Source organism: Eoetvoesiella caeni, from assembly GCF_003315175.1.
Classification (GTDB): domain Bacteria; phylum Pseudomonadota; class Gammaproteobacteria; order Burkholderiales; family Burkholderiaceae_B; genus Eoetvoesia; species Eoetvoesia caeni.
Genome location: NZ_QNRQ01000004.1, coordinates 305,125 through 325,510, shown reverse-complemented (window position 1 = coordinate 325,510; position 20,386 = coordinate 305,125). Strand labels below are relative to the sequence as shown.

The window sequence follows — 20,386 nt, the reverse complement described above, 5'->3', positions numbered from 1 at the left end:
ACGCTCGCGGCGATGCATTAAGATTAAGGAAGAAGCTCGCCGATGCGATCCAATTCGGTTTTCAAGCGTACCGGGTCACTTTTCAAATCTGTAAGTGGCAAAGCCAGGAATGCTTCAATACGGCAGCGCAAAATGCGATACGCCGTATTGAACGCCGCGTCGATTTCTGCGTCGGTACCGGTGGCGTAGGCAGGGTCTTCGACGCCCCAATGAGTACGTATGACCGGTCCCAGATACGCAGGGCAGGTTTCGCCTGCTGCACTGGCACAGACGGTGACGACCACGTCGGGCGTCAGCGGCAGATTATCCCAAGACTTGCTGAAATAGCCGTCTGTTGAAATACCTTCGCGCGCAAGCAACGCCAAAGACCTAGGGTGTACTTGGCCTGTGGGCTGGCTACCAGCACTCATGGCCTTCCAGCCAGCGGGGGCAAGATGATTGAAAGTGGCTTCGGCCAGGATAGAGCGGCACGAATTACCCGTGCATAGGAAAAGGACGTTCATATGTGCAGTACAAAAGAGGTGGGGAAGGTGTTTCTGACAAGAGACTCAGGCCCGCCGCTAAAGGGCGGTCACGTTGAAGGGCCCTTTTCACGCGCATAGAGTCATTAAGGAGCGATGGTGCTTGTTTGCGTTACCCGATCGCCCAGTGCGTCGAGCTCGCGCTTAATCGCCACACGATCCAGCTTTGTCAATGGCAAGCTATTGAAAATCTTGATGCGATTTGCAATTTGACGAAAGATTTTGTCGAAGAATTCACGCTTTTCTTGGGCTGTTCCTTCAAAAGCCGATGGGTCTTCAAACCCCCAATGCGCGGTAATCGGTTGGCCCGGCCACACAGGGCATACTTCTCCGGCTGCACTATCACAAAGGGTGATAACAAAGTCCAATTGAGGCGCCCCTGGTCGAGCAAACTCGTCCCAACTTTTACTGCATAAGCCTTCTACTTGCAGACGAGTCGACTGAAGGACTTCAAGAGTAAGGGGATTCACCTGGGCGCCGGGGTGGCTGCCAGCGCTGTACGCCCTAAAACGATCCCGGCCTAGATGATTAAGCAACACTTCTGCCATGATGCTGCGCGCTGAGTTGCCTGTGCAAAGGAAGAGGGTGTTATAGATTTTGTCCGACATAATAATACTTCCACGACTAGATTAACTGGACCGTTGACTTTGTGGAACCAGCGGTGATGTTTATTGCGTTGCGTCTTGGGTATTGGCGCACATGTCGTTTCGGACGGACGTACACGGGTTGCCACCACAGCAGTTTTCGGTTAGGTACGCCAACAGACTTGTCATCGAGTTGTACTTAACTGAATAAAAAACGAATCGTCCCTCTTGGCGCGAGGTTAAAAGATCGGCATTAACGAGTTCTTTCAGGTGAAAGGACAACGAAGAGGGTGCAATCCCCATCATCTCAGCCAATTGACCAGCCGGCAGTCCCTCTGGGCCGGCCTGCATGAGGGTGCGGTAGGCGGCCAAGCGGGATTCGTGCGCGATGGCGGCAAGCGCTTTAACAGCGAATTTAGTTTCCATGAAACTATATTAATTGAATTGTCGAAATAACACCAGCCAAGCAACCCGAGAGCGAGAGGAGGCAAACCCAAGTATGCATTAGGGATCCGTTGGAGCGTGGTGCTTCACATGCTCCGGTAAAGCACCTGTCAATGCCAAATATCGGGTTTGAGCGATGTGAGAAATATGATCACCGATTCGGTCCATGTTCTTAAGGCAAAAAAGTAGGTGCGTCAAGTCGCCCGTTCGATCGGGATGATTTGCCAGCCCAATGATAATGATGTCCAATATTTGTGCGTACGCGTCATCGACTAGCCTGTCCACCTGACATAGCTCTTTCAGCTCTGGAATGTCCTTTGATGCATAGGCAAGGGACACTCTTGAGAGGAAATCCGATAGCATCATGGACAAGGTTTCAAGGCCTTGATGAAGATTGTCGGCAGGAGTGGGGCTGTGCAATTGGGTTGAACGCTCTGCAATATTTCGCGCTAAATCGCCGATGTGCGAAAACTCGTTTGCACTGCGCATGGCCGCCAATATTTCCTGCAAATCTTGACTCATCGGCTGGCGCTTTGTCATGAGCAACAAAATATCCTTATCCGCCTGAGCGCATAGCTCATCTATTTGGCCGTCGATTTGGATCGCCTCTTGCGCAGCAAGTACATCTTTGTGCAATAACGCTTTGGAAGCCGCCGTGAATGCATCGACGACGAAATGGCCGACTTGCATCAAGATTTCGCTTAGTGCAGCGAGCTCTTGATCATAGGCACGTACCGTATGCGGATTACTCACTGTGTGAACTCCTTATATACAAGCTGAATTACCCAAAGCGACCCGTAATGTACTGTTCCGTTCGCAGATGGGATGGATTAACAAAGAAATCGTCTGTCGCCTGGAATTCGACCATTCGACCCAAGTGCATAAACGCCGTATAGTCGGAGATACGTGCTGCTTGTTGCATATTGTGGGTCACGATGACAATTGTGTAGTCGGAGCGTAGGTCGTGAAACAGATCCTCAATCTTGGCGGTAGCAATGGGGTCTAACGCTGAGGTGGGTTCGTCAAACAAAATGATTTCAGGATTAGGAGCAAGTGTTCTTGCAATGCAAAGCCGTTGTTGTTGTCCACCCGATAATCCTAGTGCAGATTGGTGAAGCCGATCTTTTACTTCGTCCCATAATGCCGCCTGGCGTAACGAGGACTCCACTCGTTCATCCAGCGCAGCCCGTTGAGTAATCCCCCGCACTCGTAATCCTGACGCTACATTTTCATAGATCGACTTTGGAAACGGATTTGGCTTTTGGAACACCATGCCGATACGTAGCCGAACCATAATCGGGTCTATTTTTACACTCACAATATTCTTTTCTTCGGGTAGCAGCATGATGTCGCCATCGTACCGAGTGCCCGGGTATAGATCATGCATGCGGTTGAAACAGCGCAACAAGGTGCTTTTGCCGCATCCCGAAGCTCCGATGAGTGCGGTCACCCCATTATTTACCACGGGAAGATTGACGGCATGTAGGGCTTGAAAATCTCCGTACCAAAACGATAGCTTGCGGACATCAGCCCGCAACTCACGTTTAGGGTGCACCAGCACAGGAGGGGCCGTTAGTCCTTGTTCCTTTTCATCCTCATCAATGTTTGAGGCAGGTGCTCGAGACAACGAAGGGCGGTGCTTTTCAATAGGAGGTGTGGGGAGTGCGAGTTCGCTCATGGGATACCTTAGAGAGATGTCAACGTGCGTTCTATGCGACGTTTTGTCGGCGTAGCCGATAACGGATAACGATGGCAATGAGATTCATCAAAAGCGTCATGATGATCAACACAAGGCCCGTTGCCGCGGCATTAATATGAAAATCGGTCTGTGGGCGCGATAACCAATTGAACATTTGTATCGGCATGACGGTAAACGCCGAGTTAAGCCAGTCAAAATTAAGGAATGGAAATTCTGACTGAAGAGGCGAATTAGGCAAAAATGCGATGTAGGTTAGGGCCCCAATGGTGATGACCGGAGCCGTTTCACCTACCGCTCGTGATAACCCTACGATCGCGCCCGTCAGTATGCCTGGACGCGCTGCCGGTAGGATGTAATGAGCAACGGTTTGCCATTTGTCCGCGCCAATACCGTAGGCGCCTTCTTTCGTAATTTGTGGAATGCTTCTTACCGCTTCACGAGTGGATACGATTACGACTGGGAGTATGAGCAGCGCCAAAACCATGCCCGCCACCAATACCGTTGAACCCATGTCAAACATATAGACGAACAGGCCTAGCGCCAATAAGCCATAAATGATGGAGGGTACGCCCGCGAGATTACTGATGTTGATGTCAATAAGTGTCGTAACCCAGTTTTTTGGAGCGTATTCCTCAAGGTATATTCCTGCCATTACCCCGAGCGGTACTGAAAGAATTGCAGTGACAATCATGACCAGCGTGGTTCCCACCCAAGCGGAAAGGATGCCTGCATCTTCGGCACGGCGAGAGGGGAAACTGGTTAGAAATTCAAAATCGATTCGACTGGCACCACTGAAACCAAGATCAAACAAGAGGGCTAGCAACAGGCCCATTGAAAGAAAGAGAACAATGAGCCCTCCGGCCGCAAAAAACCAGTCGGATCGTCGTGATTTGCGCGCAATGATACGATCGCGTTCCTGTTCATTCTCAGGCGCTGCTGCTTGCATCGGCGTTAGTTCAGTTTGAATTTGCGTCGTCATTTAGTACACCTCGCGATAGCGTTTACGCAAGTAATAGCCAATTACGTTGAAGAGCAACGTGATCAAGAACAGCACCAAGCCAACGGCAAAAATACTTTGATACGCCAATGATCCATGGGGCAAATCGCCCAAGCTCATTTGAACAATATAAGCAGTGATCGTCGCGGCGCCTTCGCGCGGGTCTAACGTGAGATTCGGTCCTTGGCCGGCAGCAACTGCGAGTACCATGGTTTCCCCAACAGCCCTGGACATTCCCAAGACGTACGCGGCGGTAATGCCAGAGAATGCACCGGGAACAATAACCCGGAGTCCTGTCTGCAAGCGTGACATGCCTAGTGCGTAGGCGCCTTCGCGTAAGGAGCCTGGAACGGCGCGCATTGCATCTTCACTTACTGAAACGACATACGGCAAAATCATAATGCCCAAGACAATTCCCGGCACCAAGAGGTTGAAGCCACCAAGTCCCGGGATGAACTTCTGAAAAAAGGGCGTAAGGACCAAGAGTGCGAAATACCCATATACAATCGTGGGCACGGCTTCGAGCATCTCCAAGCACGGTTTTACCGTCTCCCTGACCGAGGGGCGCGCGAACTCACTGAGGTAAATGGCTAATACGGTACCGAGGGGGATGGCAATCAGTAAAGCAATGCCGGCAGCCCACAGCGTGGCCGTTAATAAAGGCCAAATACCGAATCGGGGATTGGCAAAGACAGGCGTCCATTGCGTATCGGTAAGAAAGTCCAGCAGCGGCACTGTGGTGAAAAAGCCCCAAGACTCTGATACCAGAACGTAGACGATGCCAGTGGTGATCAATACCGAAAGCGCCGCCGCACAAAACATGGCAATGCGGCTGATCCGATCCATGGCAAGGCGGCGCGCGCGATACGCCGGCGTTGGCATAAAACGGTGGATGGGGGGACGAGCAATGGCGTCATCCATGCGGATACTCCACGTTGCATAAAATTAAGATGGCCGACCTTGGAGGCGTAGTGCTGAGCCCCAAGGACGGCCAAGGTTTCAGGCTTGCTTGATTATTTAACCAAGTCTTCCATTTTTACGCCGACCTTGGAGCCACCACCGAAATGGGTGCCGGTGGTACGCATATCAAACTTCTTGGTTGCGGCCACTGCGATGTTTTCAGGCAATGAAACATAGCCTACTTCATTGACAAGCGCTTGCTGGTTTTTGGGATTGAAAGCGAAGTGGATATAGTCAGCAACATGCTTTTGGTCGGCTTTCGATTTATCGACATAGTAGAAAATCGGGCGAGTTAGAGGCTGATAGGTGCCGTCAACTGCCGTTTCGACCGAAGGCAACACGCATGAGCCGTCAGCTTGACGAATCGCGACGCGCTTGATCTTGTCTTTATTGTGGTCGTAATACGCCAGGCCCAGGAAGCCCAGAGCATTCTGGTCACGCGAAACGCCTTGTACGGTGACGTTATCGTCTTCGGTAGCGGTGAAATCGCCGCGGCTGGAGTGTTCTTTGCCGACGATGGCGAACGTGTAGTAATCATACGTTCCGGAGTCCGTGCCTGCCCCGAACAAAACCAATGGCGCATCGGGAAACTTCGGGTTAATCTGGTTCCAGTTTGTGATTTTGCCTTGAGCTTCGGGCGCCCACATGGTCTTTAACTCATCAACTGACAGGCATTCGGCAAACTTGTTGTCAGGGTGAATAATGGTGGCCAAGGCGTCGATGGCGATCGGCATTTCAATATACTCGACGTTGTTCTGCGCGCACAGTTCCATTTCGCTTTTCTTGATGGGGCGCGAAGCTCCAGTGATGTCAAGCTCTCCACGGCAAAACTTCTTGAATCCGCCACCCGTTCCTGAAACGCCGACTGTTACGCGGGTTTTTCCTTTTTGGTCTTTCTGGAATTCTTCGGCAACTGCTTCGGAGATGGGAAACACAGTGCTGGAGCCGTCGATTAGAACTGTGGGAACATTCTGAGCGTAAGCAACCGATGTGGTACCGGTAAGAGCAAGAGCGGCTGCACCGACGAATACGTTAAATTTCATTAAAAACTCCTGGCTTTGATAAAGAATCCAACGCCGACACATATGTCGCCACTGGCTTGCATGGATATCTATCCATCGACAAATTATGAAACATCAAAATGACATGATTATGACAATCCGTCACATTTAGTCATGGCGCCGTGCGCCTGGGGCAAACTGCCAGTGCGTCTTAATACCCAGGACGTAGCACAACAAGTCCTCCACTGCTTGGGGGTTCGAGCGGTAGACAACATCATGTTCTTGGCGCTGACCGACGATTAGTCCAGCGCGCGAGAGAACAGCCAAGTGCAGTGAAATGTTGCTTAAAGGACCTGAAAATCGGCTTGCAATAACGTCCGCACACTCTCCATCGGCAGAGCTGTGCACCATGCGAAAGATCTCCATTCTTGTGGGTTGAGTCAAGGCTTTAAGGGCCATAAAAGGATGGCATCTATCGTTTTTATCGGGCGGAGGGCAATCTTTTTGCCGAAAGTTTGGTGCCTCTTGGTCGCATTGCATCGTCATAGTCATCCAACCGTTCGAGAATTGATGAAATAATGAACCGTATATATGACAATAGTGTGACAACTGCGTTTTGGTGCTCAGATCGATTTAATTGTTTCCATATTTCAACTATTCAATGATTATTGTATAATTGCGGGTATGATCAATATGCACGCTGCCATCGCCGTCTTTGAATGCCTGTCTTCTGGCGTGCGCTTGGATGTATATAAACTGTTGGTTCGCAACGCGCCGCACGGATGTGTGGCCGGCGAGATTGCCACACAGCTTCGTATCACCGCAACAAGTCTGTCATTCCACTTAAAAGCGATGACACAAGCCAATTTGTTGATGGCAACTCATGAGGGTAGGTACATACGTTATCAGGCCAATCTGCCGCTGATGTTGAAGGTCATCAATTTTCTTACCTTGGAGTGTTGTGCCGGTACGGTTGATAACAAAGCTGACAGTGCGTCGAATACGACCGCCATTGAACAAGATGGTGGGGCGAAATCACGGCGATAGCACTTACATGCATAGTGACTGAAGCGCTCAATGTGATAAAGCAAGCGTTTCAGCTGTTAAAAAAGGACTCCCATGAACACCATCACGATTTATCACAATCCCGACTGCGGAACCTCACGCAACACGCTGGGCTTGATCCGTAATGCCGGTATAGAGCCCACCGTCATCGAATACCTGAAAACGCCGCCATCCCGCGAAACGCTTGTTGATCTAATTCAACGGGCCGGGTTAACGGTGCGTCAGGTGCTACGTGAGAAGGGAACACCCTACGCAGAGTTGAGCCTGGATAATATGGCACTCACGGATTCGCAATTGCTCGATGCGATACAAGCGCACCCTATCCTGATGAACCGTCCTTTTGTTGTTACGCCATTGGGGGTACGGTTGTGCCGGCCTTCGGAGATGGTGTTGGATATTCTTCTAGAAGCCCAACAAGGGCCCTTCACCAAAGAGGACGGGGAAGTTGTCATCGATGAGCGCGGCCAACGCGTGCGTTAACGATACTGCTCCTCCCAACGTTACTCAGCATGTTCTTTCTTCTGTTAGTTTGAGAGTATTGATGACCAGCTATTCTTCACCCGCCGATTTGACCTTGCCAATAGTCGACGAGACCCTATTGGATACGCCCACTCATGACAAGCTTTCCCTGTCGAGTGGGGCAACGCATTCGCCCCGCATTCTTTTACTCTACGGTTCGTTGCGCGAACGCTCGTATAGCCGACTGCTTACTGAAGAAGCCGCACGCATCCTGACCTGCTTTGGCGCCGAAACAAGAATTTTTGATCCACAGGGTCTGCCGCTGCCCGACAGCGTTCCTGCCGATCATCCTAAAGTCCTTGAGCTGCGGGAACTGTCGAATTGGTCGGAAGGGCAGGTGTGGTGCAGCCCCGAACGTCATGGCACCTTAACAGGCGTGTTCAAGAGCCAAATCGATTGGCTGCCTTTGGAGGTGGGAAGCGTGCGTCCGACGCAAGGCCGCACCCTGGCTGTGATGCAGGTCAGCGGCGGCTCCCAGTCCTTTAACGCGGTCAATGCGCTGCGCGTGCTTGGCCGTTGGATGCGCATGGTGACGATTCCGAACCAGTCATCGGTGGCGAAGGCCTACCAGGAGTTCGACGAGGACGGACGGATGAAACCTTCGCCGTACTACGACCGCGTCGTGGATGTCATGGAAGAGCTGATGAAATTTACCTTGCTGGTTCGAGACCGCAGCGATTATTTGACTGATCGGTATAGCGAACGCAAGGGCGTGGCTGCCGAGGTCGCCCGCTTGGCGCAGCGCGCCATGGAGCAAGAAACGCAAACCATGAGCAGCTAAAGGACAACGGTGCTCGGCTGTGGCGGACCGCGCTTTGGATGTTGACGTCTGGGGCGAGTAGGCCATGTTTGGATGGTTGTCCCCGACCGGATTCAGAGTAACGCTATTATGGCGTTACGTATTGACGTTCCGTCATCCAAGTAATATGCACGTAATTTGGTATGGCGGAGCGAAACAGGGATATGCACATCAAGAGAGAGTTACTCGAAAAGCACCAAGTCGGCATCTATTTTGGCTCAGTTGCCTTAGCTGTGTTGGTCGTGTTGTTAGTGCCTGGTACCACAGCACTTGAGTCTGGCATCAATCCCGCGCTCGCTGTTATGTTGTTTGTAACATTCCTGCAAGTGCCTTTAGCCGACCTTCGCCGAGCAATCACTCGCGGTCGGTTTCTGGCTGCATTACTCACCACGAATTTTGTGGCCGTTCCGCTTTTGGTTGCTGTAGTGGTGCAATTCCTGCCACCCGATCCCTTGGTGCGACTAGGGGTTTTATTGGTGTTGCTGACGCCGTGCATCGACTACGTAGTAACGTTCTCGCACTTGGGGCGAGCCGATGCTCGCCTGCTATTGGCGGCAACTCCCACGCTCTTAATTGTGCAGATGCTGCTGCTACCAGTCTATCTGGGACTGTTCCTCGGGCACGATGCCGTAGCCCTCGTTCAGCCCGGTCCCTTCGTCCATGCCTTTGTCTGGTTAATTGCGGCTCCGCTCGCCATGGCGGGTGCCATGCAGCTATGGGCGGCTCGAAGCCTCCGTGGTAAAAATGCATCCGAGGCACTTGGGTGTTTGCCCGTACCAGCGACCGCCGTCGTCTTGTTCATTGTCGTGTTGGCTGTCCTGCCGCAGATCGGGCCAGCCACCGATGCAGCCTTGGGCGTGATCCCGTTTTATATCCTCTTTGCCATGACTGCTCCACCCATCGGATGGAGTGTTGGCCGATTATTCCACCTTGATCCCGCCGCCGGACGAGCCGTTGCTTTCAGTGCCGGAACGCGTAATTCTCTGGTCGTATTGCCGCTTGCTCTCGCTGTTCCGGGGGCCATCCCCGTCTTGCCGGCAATCATCGTCACACAAACCCTGGTCGAGTTAATTAGTGAACTCATCTATGTACGTTTGATTGCAAAACTGGGCGGTGCCGCTCATGCTGCGCCGCAAGCTTCCAAGTAAACACAAAAAGGCCGGAAATCATTAGACCCCATCAGGAGGCTCTAATTCACCGCTCCCTCAGCAGAGCCTAACCACGTTGTGCGCTTTGTTTTGTCGCCGTCGCCAGGCGTACGAACTCAATGTTATGCCGCTTCATTTTTTCCCATAAGTTTTTTCTCGAAATCTTAAGCGCCTTGGCTGTTTCGGTGATACGGCCCTCATAACGTAGCAACATTTCTTCAATATATAGCCGTTCGCAAGCATTTTGATAAATATTTAGGGCAGTACCCTCACCGGGGAAGGGTATCTGCTGGGGCACGGTTCGTTGCCAATCAGAGGCGAAAATATCGTTAGGAAGTAGAACTGCGTTCGGGCTGACCAAACAGGCGTGCTCGATTCTGTTGTGCAACTCGCGGATGTTGCCTGGCCACGAATATTCTTGTAGCCGCAATTGCGTGAGCGGATGCAAGGACTTGGGAGACTCGTTCAGACGCTGCGCCATAGCGCTGATAAAGCGCAGTGCCAGCCAATAAACGTCTTCAGGGCGCTCCCTAAGGGGTTTGACATGCAAAGTGACAACATTGATTCGGTAGTACAAATCTTCTCGGAATAAACGTTCCTTGACCATACTTTCCAGATCACGGTTCGTTGCACACACCAGGTCGAATTGCGTTGCAATATCTTGCTCGGCGCCAAGACGCCGGATGCGTTTTTCTTGTATGGATCTCAGTAATGTGGCTTGTAAGGGAAGGGAGAGTTCACCCACTTCATCCAGGAACAGTGTTCCACCGTTGGCCTGCTCAAGATAACCGCGCTTTTGCTTATCGGCACCCGTGAAAGCGCCACGTTCAAAGCCAAAAAACTCCGCTTCAGCCAGCGTGGGGGCTACCGCCCCACAGTTAACCGCTACAAACGGACGTTCGATGCTGGTTGAGTCGGCTTTGCGATGAATAAGCCGGGCAAGAACCTCCTTGCCAACCCCTGACTCTCCTGTAATAAGTACCGACGACGCTCGCCCGGCAATTCTAGGTACAAGCTGGGCTAATTCTTGGGCGGCAGCGGAAACCCCCAGAATATTCTCGTCCGGCATGTGTGTATTTACGTCATGGTTGACGGTTAGTTCTCGAATAGTTTGCACTAAGCGGGGCAGGTCGAAGGGCTTCGTTACGTAATCCCGCACCCCCAGCTTGAGCATGTCTACGGCGCGCTCAACAGTGGCATATGCCGTCATAAGAATGAAGGGTGGAAGGCTATGGCCGTCCTCAAGCATCTGCCGATACAGCGCGTCACCATCCAAATCAGCAAGCCGCACATCGCTGAGGACCACTGCGTAGTCATTCGCAAGTATGGCGGCTCGTGCCGCATAAGCGCCAAGATGCCAATCCACCCTGAAGCCTTCCAATTGAAAGCGTTCAACCAGAGACTCGCCCATGATGGGATCATCTTCGATCAGGCAAATATGAGGACCAGTCATGTTTGAGCTTCCAAAGACGGTGCATTTAAAGGAAGGGTAACCGTAAAGCGGGTGAACCCCGGCTCACTGCTTACTTCAATCGTACCGCGTAACTGCGTAATGATCTGATATGTCACCCACAAACCGAGGCCATGTGAATTACGGTTCAGTGTTGGCTCTACGGGATATGGCTCGAAAAGATGAGGTAGAGCAGCTTCGGGAATATGCTGTCCTGAATTGGATATCTCGATAGTGAGCGATTCGGTAGTACGCTGAACCAAGCAACTCACACTGCCTTCTGGCTCGACAGCATTTTTCGCGTTAAGAAGCAGGTTAAGCGTCAGTTGCCGTACTGAGTGGGCGGGCAAGTCAACGGCAAGATTGGGTTGAACATCCCATAGCAATCTGGCGTGCCGCGCCTTGAGCTCAGGCTCAATGAGCGTACGTAGATCCTCCCAATCGGCCGGCAACATTCGCGAGGCATCGAGTCGTGCCTCCACAAGTAATGCCCCCACCGTATGACGGATCTGGCTCAACCCGCGACGCACCAATTCAACGGTCTTGGTGGTCAGTTTGTCAGGCGTTCCGTGCGTCTGGAGCGTGTCAAGCGCATTAATCATCCCGCCAAGTGGATTATTAATTTCATGCGCAACGCCAGTGGCGACCCGGCCTACCGCCGCCAGCCGTTCGGCGGCCACCATCTCGCGCTCAAGCGCTTCTTTGGCTTCAAGCTCGTTCAGCATGCCTGAAAACTGCTGGCCCAGCACGCCTATCTCATCGGTGCCTGTCGTATCCAAGGAATGCCGAATGCGGGTCAGTGGCTCGCGGCCTACGCGTTTCATTGCTTTTGCCAGTGAAAGCAATGGCTGGGCGACTTGATTGCCCCAAACCCATCCTATTAGCAGCAACAGAAGAATCCCGGGAATACTGATCCAAAATACACGAACGAGAAGGTCTGAAACACGCTGCCGCCAAGCGCTTACATCGTATGAAACCAACACGTATCCGGCGATGCCTGCGTCGTCGGACCGAACGGCGGTTCCCGCAACCCCTGGGACTTGAGAAAAGTAACCCGAATATCGAAAATAAAACGACTGCGACGGATCGCGAAGTGCGGCGACTGCGTGCGTCAGCTCATCAGGTAGCGCAGCGAGCGATGTCGAGATCGGGTAGTGTTTAGGGTCGGATGCTGCGTATACGTTGAAATCTTGATCCAGAACGATGATCGCTTGCACGCCCGAGACGGGGCCTGTTGCATCGACCGGAATTCGAATGGCTTCATACGCACGCCAAAGATCATCGCGTCTAAGTGGTTCGCGCACTGATAAGGCCAGCATGCGAGTAAGGGCTTGTGCCCCTTGGCGCATATCCTGGCGCATTGCCGAATACGACGTCTGTACGAAGGTTGCTGTCACCACGAGCTCTGTGGCCAGAATGGCTGCGGCCAATGCTAAGGGAGCCTTGTATCGATAGCTCATGTGGCGAAATGGACGACGCCAACTGAAGGAGCTCATTTCGCACTCATCGAGTCGGCCTCCACGGCCAACGTACTCGCTCCAGCGGTCTGGTTCAGCTTTCTGATGCCATCATACAAAGAATCCGTGCCGTTCACGAATCGATCAAGAGCGAGTCGGCCAAGTATCATTCTCCCATCGTTGCGTTCATGCATTTGCAAAAGCGCGGCATTCAATGCGTCGAAGGTTGATGCAGGCATTTCTTTACGTGCCACCAGAGGTGGGAAGCCATATTCGGGAGATTGCCATACCTTGCGCGCGCCAGAGGCCCAGGCTGGAAACTGGGCAATAATCGTATCCCACACATAGCTGTCTACGGCACCACCATCTGCCAGCCCGGCAGCGACCGCTTGCACCACTTTGCGATGAGCAAAAGTAAAGAATGACTTGCGAAAGAAAGTTGACGGATCTTCATGGCGAGCCAATAGCTCCGTGCGGGGAATGAGAAACCCTGAATTAGATAAGGGATCGCTATAGGCGAAAACTTTATCCTCTAGTCGCGTAATGGCTTTCGTTTTTTGATCGCTATCCGGAACGATTAAGTAAGAACAATACAAGGGTGCTCCCTTGTATTGGGGTACAGCCACCAAGCGCAACTGATTTGAATTAAGCACGTAGGGATAACCGCAAATCCAGGCGGCATCAATGTGACCACGTAGCAAAAGCTCAACAATCTCTCGATAGCTTCGTCGCTGTACGAATTGCACTGCTTGGCCCAGCGTTGCTTGCAGATCAGCGCGCCAAATGTCCAATAGCTGGAGCTGATTGTCGAGAAAAACGGCCGTGGTGCCAATTCGTAGGGTGGCCTGATCAGCTTCCCGGCTCCATGCAGGAGCCACGCGTGCACCCACTGCGGCAACGCCAGCAGTAAGCAGACGACGACGGACGTTACCGTTCGGTAACGACAGGTTCTGATCGCCACTCAGAACGTTACCGTTTGGTCTCCGAAATCCCACCATTCTTGTCTTCTCCGAGCGTACCTGACGTGAGTTGATAGTTGGCACGCGTATTGCGTAATCAATATACAGGTTACCGACCACCGTTCATTGTTTCAATAGGAATTGCCCCCATGTCCGACTCTACGACTATCAATCGACGCGGTTTTCTTAAGCTCAGTGGAGGCAGCGGTGTCGCAGCGGCCGCTACCTTGGTGCCATTCACGAGTGCCAATGCTCAGGCATCGCCGGCCGACCCCTCCAAAACTACGTTGGATTATCCGAGCAAAGCCGTCACGGCTGCCCAAAAGCTGACGGTTGAGGCTCCGCTCTCATTCAGTTATCCCGACGAACGCTCACCATGTACCGCGATCAAACTGGGATCCCCTGTCCCAGGAGGAGTCGGCCCTGATCGCGATATTGTCGCGTATAGCACCCTGTGCACCCATATGGGCTGCCCGACAATCTATGACAACAACACTAAAACGTTCAAGTGCCCATGTCATTTCAGCGAGTTCGACGCAGAGAAGGCAGGCCAGATGATTTGCGGACAGGCAACAGAGAATCTCCCGCGCGTTCTATTGCGGTATGACGAAGCCACTGACACCGTTTCAGCCGTTGGGGTCGATGGGCTGATCTATGGACGTCAAGCCAACATAATTTAATTCGGAGATAAATGTCATGCCAGCCAAAAAAGATCGCATCACCTTGCCGCCAGTAAACGCCCAGCGTACAAATATGACCTGTCATTTCTGTATCGTCGGCTGCGGCTATCACGTGTATAAGTGGCCCGAACAGAAAGAGGGCGGTCGAGCGCCCCAAGACAACGCCTTGGGCCTAGATTTTCGTCAGCAGCTGCCGCCATATGCCACCACGCTGACCCCAGCCATGACCAACGTCATTACCGAGCACGATGGCAGTCGCCACAACATCATGATCCTGCCGGATAAGGAGTGTGTCGTGAATGGCGGGCTAAGCTCGACCCGCGGTGGCCGGATGGCAACGTATATGTACACCCCTGAAGGCGATGGCAAGGATCGGCTCAAGCAGCCGCGTCTATATGCTGCCGATCAGTGGGTGGATACCTCTTGGGATCAAGCCATGGCGCTCTACGCCGGGTTGCTCAAAAAAACGCTGGATAAGGATGGACCGGAAGGCATTGTGTTTTCCTGTTTTGATCACGGTGGGGCTGGCGGCGGGTTTGAGAATACATGGGGTACTGGCAAGCTGATGTTCTCGGCATTGCAAACCCCCATGGTTCGCATCCACAATCGCCCCGCGTATAACTCTGAGTGTCACGCCACCCGTGACATGGGCATCGGCGAGCTAAATAATGCTTACGAAGACGCGGAGTTCGCGGACGTGCTTTGGTCCATAGGCAATAATCCTTACGAGTCGCAAACCAATTACTTCCTTCAACATTGGGTGCCAAACCTCTATGGTCAAACCAGTGGCAAGAAGAAAGAACGGTTTCCCGATGAGGAGTTGCCCCCGACACGGATCATATTTGTAGACCCCCGCGAAACGCCGTCCATCGCCATTGCGCGCCAGGTTGCAGGCAAGGAGCGTGTGCTGCATTTGGCGATTGAACCGGGCACGGACACGGCTCTGTTTAATGGCCTTTTTACCTATGTGGTGGAGCAGGGCTGGATAGACAAACCATTCATTGAACAGCATACATCTGGATTCGATTCGGCCGTACAGACCAACCGCCTATCACTTGAGGAGTGCAGCAAGATTACTGGCGTGCCCCTCGAGGATCTCAAAATGGCGGCGGAATGGTCGTATAAGCCTAAGAAGACAGGCCAGATGCCGCGCAGTATGCACGCCTATGAAAAAGGCATCATTTGGGGCAATGACAATTACGTCATTCAGTCGGCACTGCTCAGCCTGGTTATAGCGACCCATAACGTTGGCCGTCGCGGTACAGGATGCGTACGCATGGGTGGTCACCAAGAAGGCTACACTCGGCCGCCCTACCCAGGCGACACAAAGATTTATATCGACCAAGAGCTGATCCAGGGCAAAGGTCGCATGATGACCTGGTGGGGCTGCAATAACTTTCAGACCAGCAATAATGCGCAAGCGTTGCGAGAAGCGGTACTAAAGCGATCAGCCATTGTCAAAGAGGCGATGCAAAAGGCGCGAGGGGCCAGCACCGAAGAGATGGTTGATATCATTTATCAGGCAACAGAGAAGGGCGGGTTATTTGTCGCAAGCATCAATCTTTACCCGACCAAGCTTGCCGAAGCCGCCCATCTATTGCTGCCGGCAGCACATCCTGGAGAGATCAACCTGACGTCGATGAATGGAGAGCGGCGTATTCGTTTATCCGAGAAGTTTATGGATGCTCCAGGTTCTGCGATGGCCGATTGCCTCATTGCGGCAAAGATCGCCAATACAGTACGCGCACTTTACGAGAAAGAAGGCAACTCGGCGATGACCGAGCGCTTCAATGGTTTTGACTGGAAGACGGAAGAAGATGCCTTCAATGATGGATTCCGTCAAGCGGGTCAGCCAGGAGCGCCGAAGATCGATAGCCAAGGCGGCGACTCTGGCCATCTGGTTACCTATGAACGTCTGCGGGCCACCGGCAATAACGGCGTACAGCTTCCCGTCAAGTCTTATACCGATGGAAAGTTTGTAGGCACAGAGATGCTCTATACCGACTCAAAGTTCGACACAGAGGACGGGAAAGCGCATTTTCTGCCCGCACCATGGAATGGTTTGCCTGAAACCGTTGCGGCTCAAAAGAAAAAATATAAGTTCTGGCTCAACAATGGGCGAAACAATGAGATATGGCAAACCGCTTATCACGATCAATACAATAGCTTCGCCCAAGAGCGCTATCCCATGGCCTACATCGAGATTAATCCCGATGATTGCCAGGAGCTCGGTGTAGCGGCCAGCGACATCGTGGAAGTCTATAACGACTTCGGTTCCACGTATGCCATGGTGTATCCAGTCGCACAGATCAAGCGCGGCCAGACGTTCATGCTGTTCGGTTACGTAAACGGCATTCAAGGCGACGTAACCACGGATTGGACTGATCGAAACATAATCCCTTATTACAAGGGCACATGGGGCAACATTCGTAAGGCCGGCACCGTCGAAGAGTTCAAACGAACGGTCAGCTTTAAAGACCGTCGATTTGCGATGCCCAAGCCGGCATAAAAAGGAGTACTTCGATTAGTCGTATGCCGCCCTGCTTTATGAAAACTTAAAGCGGGGTTTTTTGAAAAAACGATAAAGCCAAGCATGAACGAACACTTATTGCATGACCATCGCCCAATACGTATACCGGCAGTAGTCAAAGGCGATGTGGCCCCAAGCGAGCCTATCTTACTGGACCAACATGCGAGGCCATTACGAGACCTGCGTATCTCCGTCACCGATCGATGTAATTTTCGATGTACCTACTGTATGCCACGGTCGGTGTTCGGGAAAGATTTTCAGTTTCTTCCGCGCAGTGAGCTATTGACTCACGAAGAGATCGAGCGGGCTGCCAAAGTATTCGTGAGTTTAGGAGTAGAAAAAATCCGTATCACAGGTGGCGAACCACTACTGCGCAAAGACGTGGACATGTTGGCCTCAAGGCTTGTGGCGCTCACAACAACCGAGGGGCGCCCTGTTGATATTTCATTGACCACAAATGGGGCCTTGCTAGCGCGTAAGGCACAAAGCCTTGCGCAAGCAGGTGTCAAGCGCTTGAATGTAAGTCTGGATGCGATAGATAACGCGGTATTCCAGAGAATGACGGACGCTGACTGGACCGTCGATGACGTGCTGCAGGGTATTGAGGTTGCAAGATCTGCAGGTATTGCTCCCATAAAAATCAATATGGTGGTCAAGCGCGGCGTCAACGATGACCAAGTTCTCCCCATGGCCAAGTATTTTCGTGGCACCGGCCACATCTTGCGCTTCATCGAATTTATGGACGTGGGAAATACCAATCAATGGAACAGAAGTGCGGTATATCCGTCGTCAGAGCTCATAGCTCTGTTGCATCGGTACTTTCCGTTGGAGCCCGTGTCACCTTCTGCTAAGGGAGAGGTGGCTAAGCGTTGGCGATACGTAGATGGCCAGGGGGAAATCGGAGTGATTTCTAGTGTGACCCAGCCATTCTGTGGGGATTGCACTCGAGCCCGGTTAGCATCGAACGGCAGGCTTTATCTCTGCCTATTCGGCCAGCAGAGTGTGGACTTGCGAGCCTTGTTACGTGAGTCGGACGACGATGATGCCTTACGTGAAAAAGTCGCATCCGTATGGATCCAAAGGACAGATAGGTATTCAGAAGCGCGGGGATTTAGTCCTGTTACATATTCGCCACGAGTCGAAATGAGCCATATTGGTGGATAGGTATACCCGTTTTCGGTGTCCTGGACACCGTTGCGTTCGAGCATGCGAACGACACTTTGCATGCTCGAACTAGGGGTGCGTTTCCTGAGTTTCCGGCCAGTGGTGAAAAGCGGCTATCCCTTCGAAGGCTGCCGCGCTGATGTAGCTGATGTTGAGCATACGTCGTAGCCGAACTCTGACGTATGCTCAACATTTCGTTGCTGGTGACAATATCTCGAATGTTGTCGCCTCAGCAGTCGAGCGTGCACTAATCTTTCCCCCATGTGCTTCCACAATCGATTTAACAATCGCTAAGCCAAGGCCTGCGCCTTCACCAGTACGCTGTCGCGATGCGTCAGGTCTATAAAAACGCTCAAAAATGTGTGTGATGTGTTCGGGAGGTATGACGGGACCGGGGTTCTGAACACAAAGCCTGATATTCGTAGATTCGACTTCGAAGATTGCTGTAACGGTGCCTCCTGCAGGCGTGTATCGAATCGCGTTCGATAACAGGTTGCTCAATGCCCGGCGTATCATCAGCCGATCTCCGATGATGCAACCCCGTGGCCCCACAAGCTTTAAGCCCACCTCGCGCTCTTCGGCCCAGGCGCCAAAGTAGTCGAAAAGGATCCGCATCTCGGCCTGAAGGTCGATTTCAACGAGTTCGGGTTTGAGTAGATTGTTATCCGCTTGCGCCAAAAACAGCATATCACCAAGCATTTTCGCCATGCGCTCGTACTCTTCTAAGTTCGAATACAGGATCTCCCGGTACTGTTCGACGCTGCGGGACTGAGAAAGCGCGACCTCAGTTTGGGTTTTGAGGTTCGTGATGGGGGTTCGAAGCTCGTGCGCGATGTCACCTGAAAAATCGGAGAGACGGCGGAAGACGTCCTCAAGCCGCTCAAGCATTCCGTTGAAAGACATTGCAAGCCCGACCAGTTCAGTAGGAACGGCGTGTGGTTCGAGTCGTATATGCAGCTGATCCGACCTGATTTTTCCGATTTCGCGGCTGATGCGCCGTATCGGTGCATGGCCTTGGTGCACGGCGAGCCATGTGGCCAAAATCGCAATGAGACAGGCCGCCACCGTGATGATTCGGAGGTAGTCCCGAAAGCTGTCCAGATAGTGCAGATGGAAATTGATGCCCGTGGCCACGGCGATGGTTAAGGTGCTCCGCGCAGGGAAACTGTCTGTTCCGGTCCGTAGTACAGCTCCTCGAAACGTCTCGCCGTGATCTTGCCATATGCCAACCGTGTCAATAGTGATTTTCTCTACAGGCTGGGCGATTTGAGCAAACCTGTCCAAATTGGATCCCGGCGTAGCATAGATCAGCGCACCGGAGTCCGAGGAGATACGATATTGAGCGTTATGGTGGCCGGACACGGCATTGGCAAGCCGCTGATTCAACTCGGCACGTGCTATATCAGTCGGTAGCGTGGCTAGCGTGTGCTTTAAGGCCTGAACGACCGCATTCAGTTCATCAACATCTTGCTGAATAAAATGGTTGTTGATTGACCGCTCTACGATCCAGCCGAATGTGAGTAGTACGACTGTTATGACCGCCCCAATAGAAACGGTAAGCCGTACAGCTAGGGATGCCGGCCGTCTTTTCATCAACTATTCGGGGAGCGTCACGTCGAGCATGTAACCCATGCCACGTACCGTGTGGATAAGCTTAGGATCAAAATCGTCATCGATTTTGGCGCGTAGGCGTCGGATCGCGACATCAATGACATTGGTGTCGCTGTCAAAGTTCATGTCCCACACCTGGGAAGCAATCAACGAGCGAGGCAGTACTTCGCCTTGCCGGCGCACCAAGAGTTCCAACAAGGCAAACTCTTTGTTCGTAAGATTAATACGCACGCTTTTGCGCTGAGCCCGGCGTCGAGGAATATCGAGAACGAGATCAGCGATCTGTAACTGATCCTGGAAGGCAGGAGCGGCGCCCCGCCTTAATAACGTACGTACACGCGCTAGAAGCTCTGAAAAAGCGAACGGTTTTACCAAGTAATCGTCTGCGCCCAGCTCCAGCCCTTTGACGCGATCTTCCACACTATCCCGGGCAGTCAGGAACAATACCGGCGTCGACGATTTCGCATCACGTAGAGCCTGGACGATACGCCAACCGTCCACATCGGGCAGCATAACGTCCAAGATAATCAAGTCATAAGAGCCAGTCAGGGCCAAATGATGCCCATCCAAGCCAGTGCGCACAAGGTCCACAACGAAGCCAGACTCTACTAATCCTTGGCGTACGTAATTACCGGTTTTGGTCTCGTCTTCGACCAGCAGCAACTTCATGGGTTCGATCCTGTAGGTCCATCGGTTATCGCGAAAGGAAGAGCGTTCTGCCGTCCATTGTCAGACTTTAGTGCGATGGCGCTGACGGCAACATGACGCCGACATTACAAAATTGTAATGCTACGGTAG

The 20,386-nt window shown here is 52.4% G+C and carries 21 protein-coding genes; 7 read left to right on the top strand and 14 right to left on the bottom strand.

The window, feature by feature from the left end:
• Positions 1–23: 23 nt before the first annotated feature.
• The 9 genes from DFR37_RS10420 to DFR37_RS23540 all read right to left on the bottom strand — a co-directional run bounded on the left by DFR37_RS10420 (position 24) and on the right by DFR37_RS23540 (position 6,665).
• Positions 24–503, bottom strand: coding sequence for an arsenate reductase ArsC (locus tag DFR37_RS10420; RefSeq protein WP_113933172.1), 480 nt, complete (start codon positions 501–503; stop codon positions 24–26).
• A gap of 104 nt (positions 504–607) precedes the next feature.
• Positions 608–1,129, bottom strand: coding sequence for an arsenate reductase ArsC (locus tag DFR37_RS10415; RefSeq protein ID WP_113933171.1), 522 nt, complete (start codon positions 1,127–1,129; stop codon positions 608–610).
• A gap of 60 nt (positions 1,130–1,189) precedes the next feature.
• Entirely contained in the window at positions 1,190–1,531 is a 342-nt protein-coding gene (locus DFR37_RS10410; protein ID WP_113933170.1) for an ArsR/SmtB family transcription factor, read from the bottom strand.
• 78 nt (positions 1,532–1,609) lie between these two features.
• Positions 1,610–2,302, bottom strand: coding sequence for a phosphate signaling complex PhoU family protein (locus tag DFR37_RS10405; protein WP_113933169.1), 693 nt, complete (start codon positions 2,300–2,302; stop codon positions 1,610–1,612).
• Positions 2,303–2,330: 28 nt separating this feature from the next.
• A complete protein-coding gene (pstB, locus tag DFR37_RS10400) occupies positions 2,331–3,227 on the bottom strand; it encodes a phosphate ABC transporter ATP-binding protein PstB (RefSeq protein ID WP_113933168.1) in 897 nt (298 codons plus the stop codon).
• Positions 3,228–3,258: 31 nt separating this feature from the next.
• Positions 3,259–4,227: a phosphate ABC transporter permease PstA gene (gene pstA, locus DFR37_RS10395; RefSeq protein ID WP_242341784.1), complete on the bottom strand. Its 969-nt coding sequence runs from the start codon at positions 4,225–4,227 to the stop codon at positions 3,259–3,261.
• Positions 4,228–5,166, bottom strand: a complete 939-nt coding sequence (gene pstC, locus DFR37_RS10390; protein WP_113933167.1) for a phosphate ABC transporter permease subunit PstC — start codon at positions 5,164–5,166, stop codon at positions 4,228–4,230.
• Between the two features lie 92 nt (positions 5,167–5,258).
• On the bottom strand, positions 5,259–6,248 hold the full coding sequence (locus DFR37_RS10385; protein WP_113933166.1) for a PstS family phosphate ABC transporter substrate-binding protein: 990 nt from the start codon (positions 6,246–6,248) through the stop codon (positions 5,259–5,261).
• Positions 6,249–6,374: 126 nt separating this feature from the next.
• Positions 6,375–6,665 (bottom strand): ArsR/SmtB family transcription factor, encoded by a 291-nt coding sequence (locus DFR37_RS23540; RefSeq protein ID WP_429866785.1) that lies wholly within the window; start codon positions 6,663–6,665, stop codon positions 6,375–6,377.
• A gap of 225 nt (positions 6,666–6,890) precedes the next feature.
• Here DFR37_RS23540 and DFR37_RS10375 point away from each other — a divergent pair, with 225 nt between their 5' ends.
• The 4 genes from DFR37_RS10375 (at position 6,891) to DFR37_RS10360 (ending at position 9,737) form a co-directional block, all read left to right on the top strand.
• The gene (locus tag DFR37_RS10375) at positions 6,891–7,253 is read left to right on the top strand and encodes an ArsR/SmtB family transcription factor (RefSeq protein WP_244960383.1); all 363 of its coding nucleotides are present in this window, start codon (positions 6,891–6,893) and stop codon (positions 7,251–7,253) included.
• A gap of 72 nt (positions 7,254–7,325) precedes the next feature.
• On the top strand, positions 7,326–7,751 hold the full coding sequence (arsC, locus tag DFR37_RS10370) for an arsenate reductase (glutaredoxin) (protein ID WP_113933164.1): 426 nt from the start codon (positions 7,326–7,328) through the stop codon (positions 7,749–7,751).
• Positions 7,752–7,812: 61 nt separating this feature from the next.
• On the top strand, positions 7,813–8,571 hold the full coding sequence (gene arsH / locus DFR37_RS10365) for an arsenical resistance protein ArsH (protein WP_113933163.1): 759 nt from the start codon (positions 7,813–7,815) through the stop codon (positions 8,569–8,571).
• Between the two features lie 182 nt (positions 8,572–8,753).
• Positions 8,754–9,737, top strand: a complete 984-nt coding sequence (locus tag DFR37_RS10360) for an arsenic resistance protein (protein WP_113933162.1) — start codon at positions 8,754–8,756, stop codon at positions 9,735–9,737.
• A 67-nt stretch (positions 9,738–9,804) separates the two neighbouring features.
• Here the strand turns inward: DFR37_RS10360 and DFR37_RS10355 are convergent, their stop codons facing one another.
• From DFR37_RS10355 to DFR37_RS10345, 3 genes are read right to left on the bottom strand one after another with little or no spacing between them, the layout of a single operon-like run.
• Positions 9,805–11,190: a sigma-54-dependent transcriptional regulator gene (locus DFR37_RS10355; RefSeq protein ID WP_113933161.1), complete on the bottom strand. Its 1,386-nt coding sequence runs from the start codon at positions 11,188–11,190 to the stop codon at positions 9,805–9,807.
• Positions 11,187–12,683 (bottom strand): sensor histidine kinase, encoded by a 1,497-nt coding sequence (locus DFR37_RS10350; RefSeq protein WP_113933160.1) that lies wholly within the window; start codon positions 12,681–12,683, stop codon positions 11,187–11,189. Before DFR37_RS10350 ends, DFR37_RS10355 begins: the two co-directional genes overlap by 4 nt.
• On the bottom strand, positions 12,680–13,687 hold the full coding sequence (locus DFR37_RS10345; protein WP_242341785.1) for a substrate-binding domain-containing protein: 1,008 nt from the start codon (positions 13,685–13,687) through the stop codon (positions 12,680–12,682). Before DFR37_RS10345 ends, DFR37_RS10350 begins: the two co-directional genes overlap by 4 nt.
• Positions 13,688–13,752: 65 nt before the next feature.
• Here DFR37_RS10345 and DFR37_RS10340 point away from each other — a divergent pair, with 65 nt between their 5' ends.
• The 3 genes from DFR37_RS10340 (at position 13,753) to moaA (ending at position 17,977) form a co-directional block, all read left to right on the top strand.
• Positions 13,753–14,283, top strand: coding sequence for an arsenate reductase (azurin) small subunit (locus tag DFR37_RS10340; protein ID WP_113933158.1), 531 nt, complete (start codon positions 13,753–13,755; stop codon positions 14,281–14,283).
• 16 nt (positions 14,284–14,299) lie between these two features.
• Positions 14,300–16,792: an arsenate reductase (azurin) large subunit gene (locus DFR37_RS10335; protein WP_113933157.1), complete on the top strand. Its 2,493-nt coding sequence runs from the start codon at positions 14,300–14,302 to the stop codon at positions 16,790–16,792.
• Between the two features lie 84 nt (positions 16,793–16,876).
• Positions 16,877–17,977: a GTP 3',8-cyclase MoaA gene (gene moaA / locus DFR37_RS10330; protein WP_113933156.1), complete on the top strand. Its 1,101-nt coding sequence runs from the start codon at positions 16,877–16,879 to the stop codon at positions 17,975–17,977.
• Between the two features lie 186 nt (positions 17,978–18,163).
• On the opposite strand, the gene DFR37_RS10325 is transcribed toward moaA, so the two are convergent.
• Positions 18,164–19,570: a Cu(+)/Ag(+) sensor histidine kinase gene (locus tag DFR37_RS10325; RefSeq protein ID WP_113933155.1), complete on the bottom strand. Its 1,407-nt coding sequence runs from the start codon at positions 19,568–19,570 to the stop codon at positions 18,164–18,166.
• 3 nt (positions 19,571–19,573) lie between these two features.
• Complete coding sequence (locus DFR37_RS10320) at positions 19,574–20,257, bottom strand: heavy metal response regulator transcription factor (RefSeq protein WP_113933154.1); 684 nt, start codon at positions 20,255–20,257, stop codon at positions 19,574–19,576.
• Between the last annotated feature and the right edge of the window lie 129 nt (positions 20,258–20,386).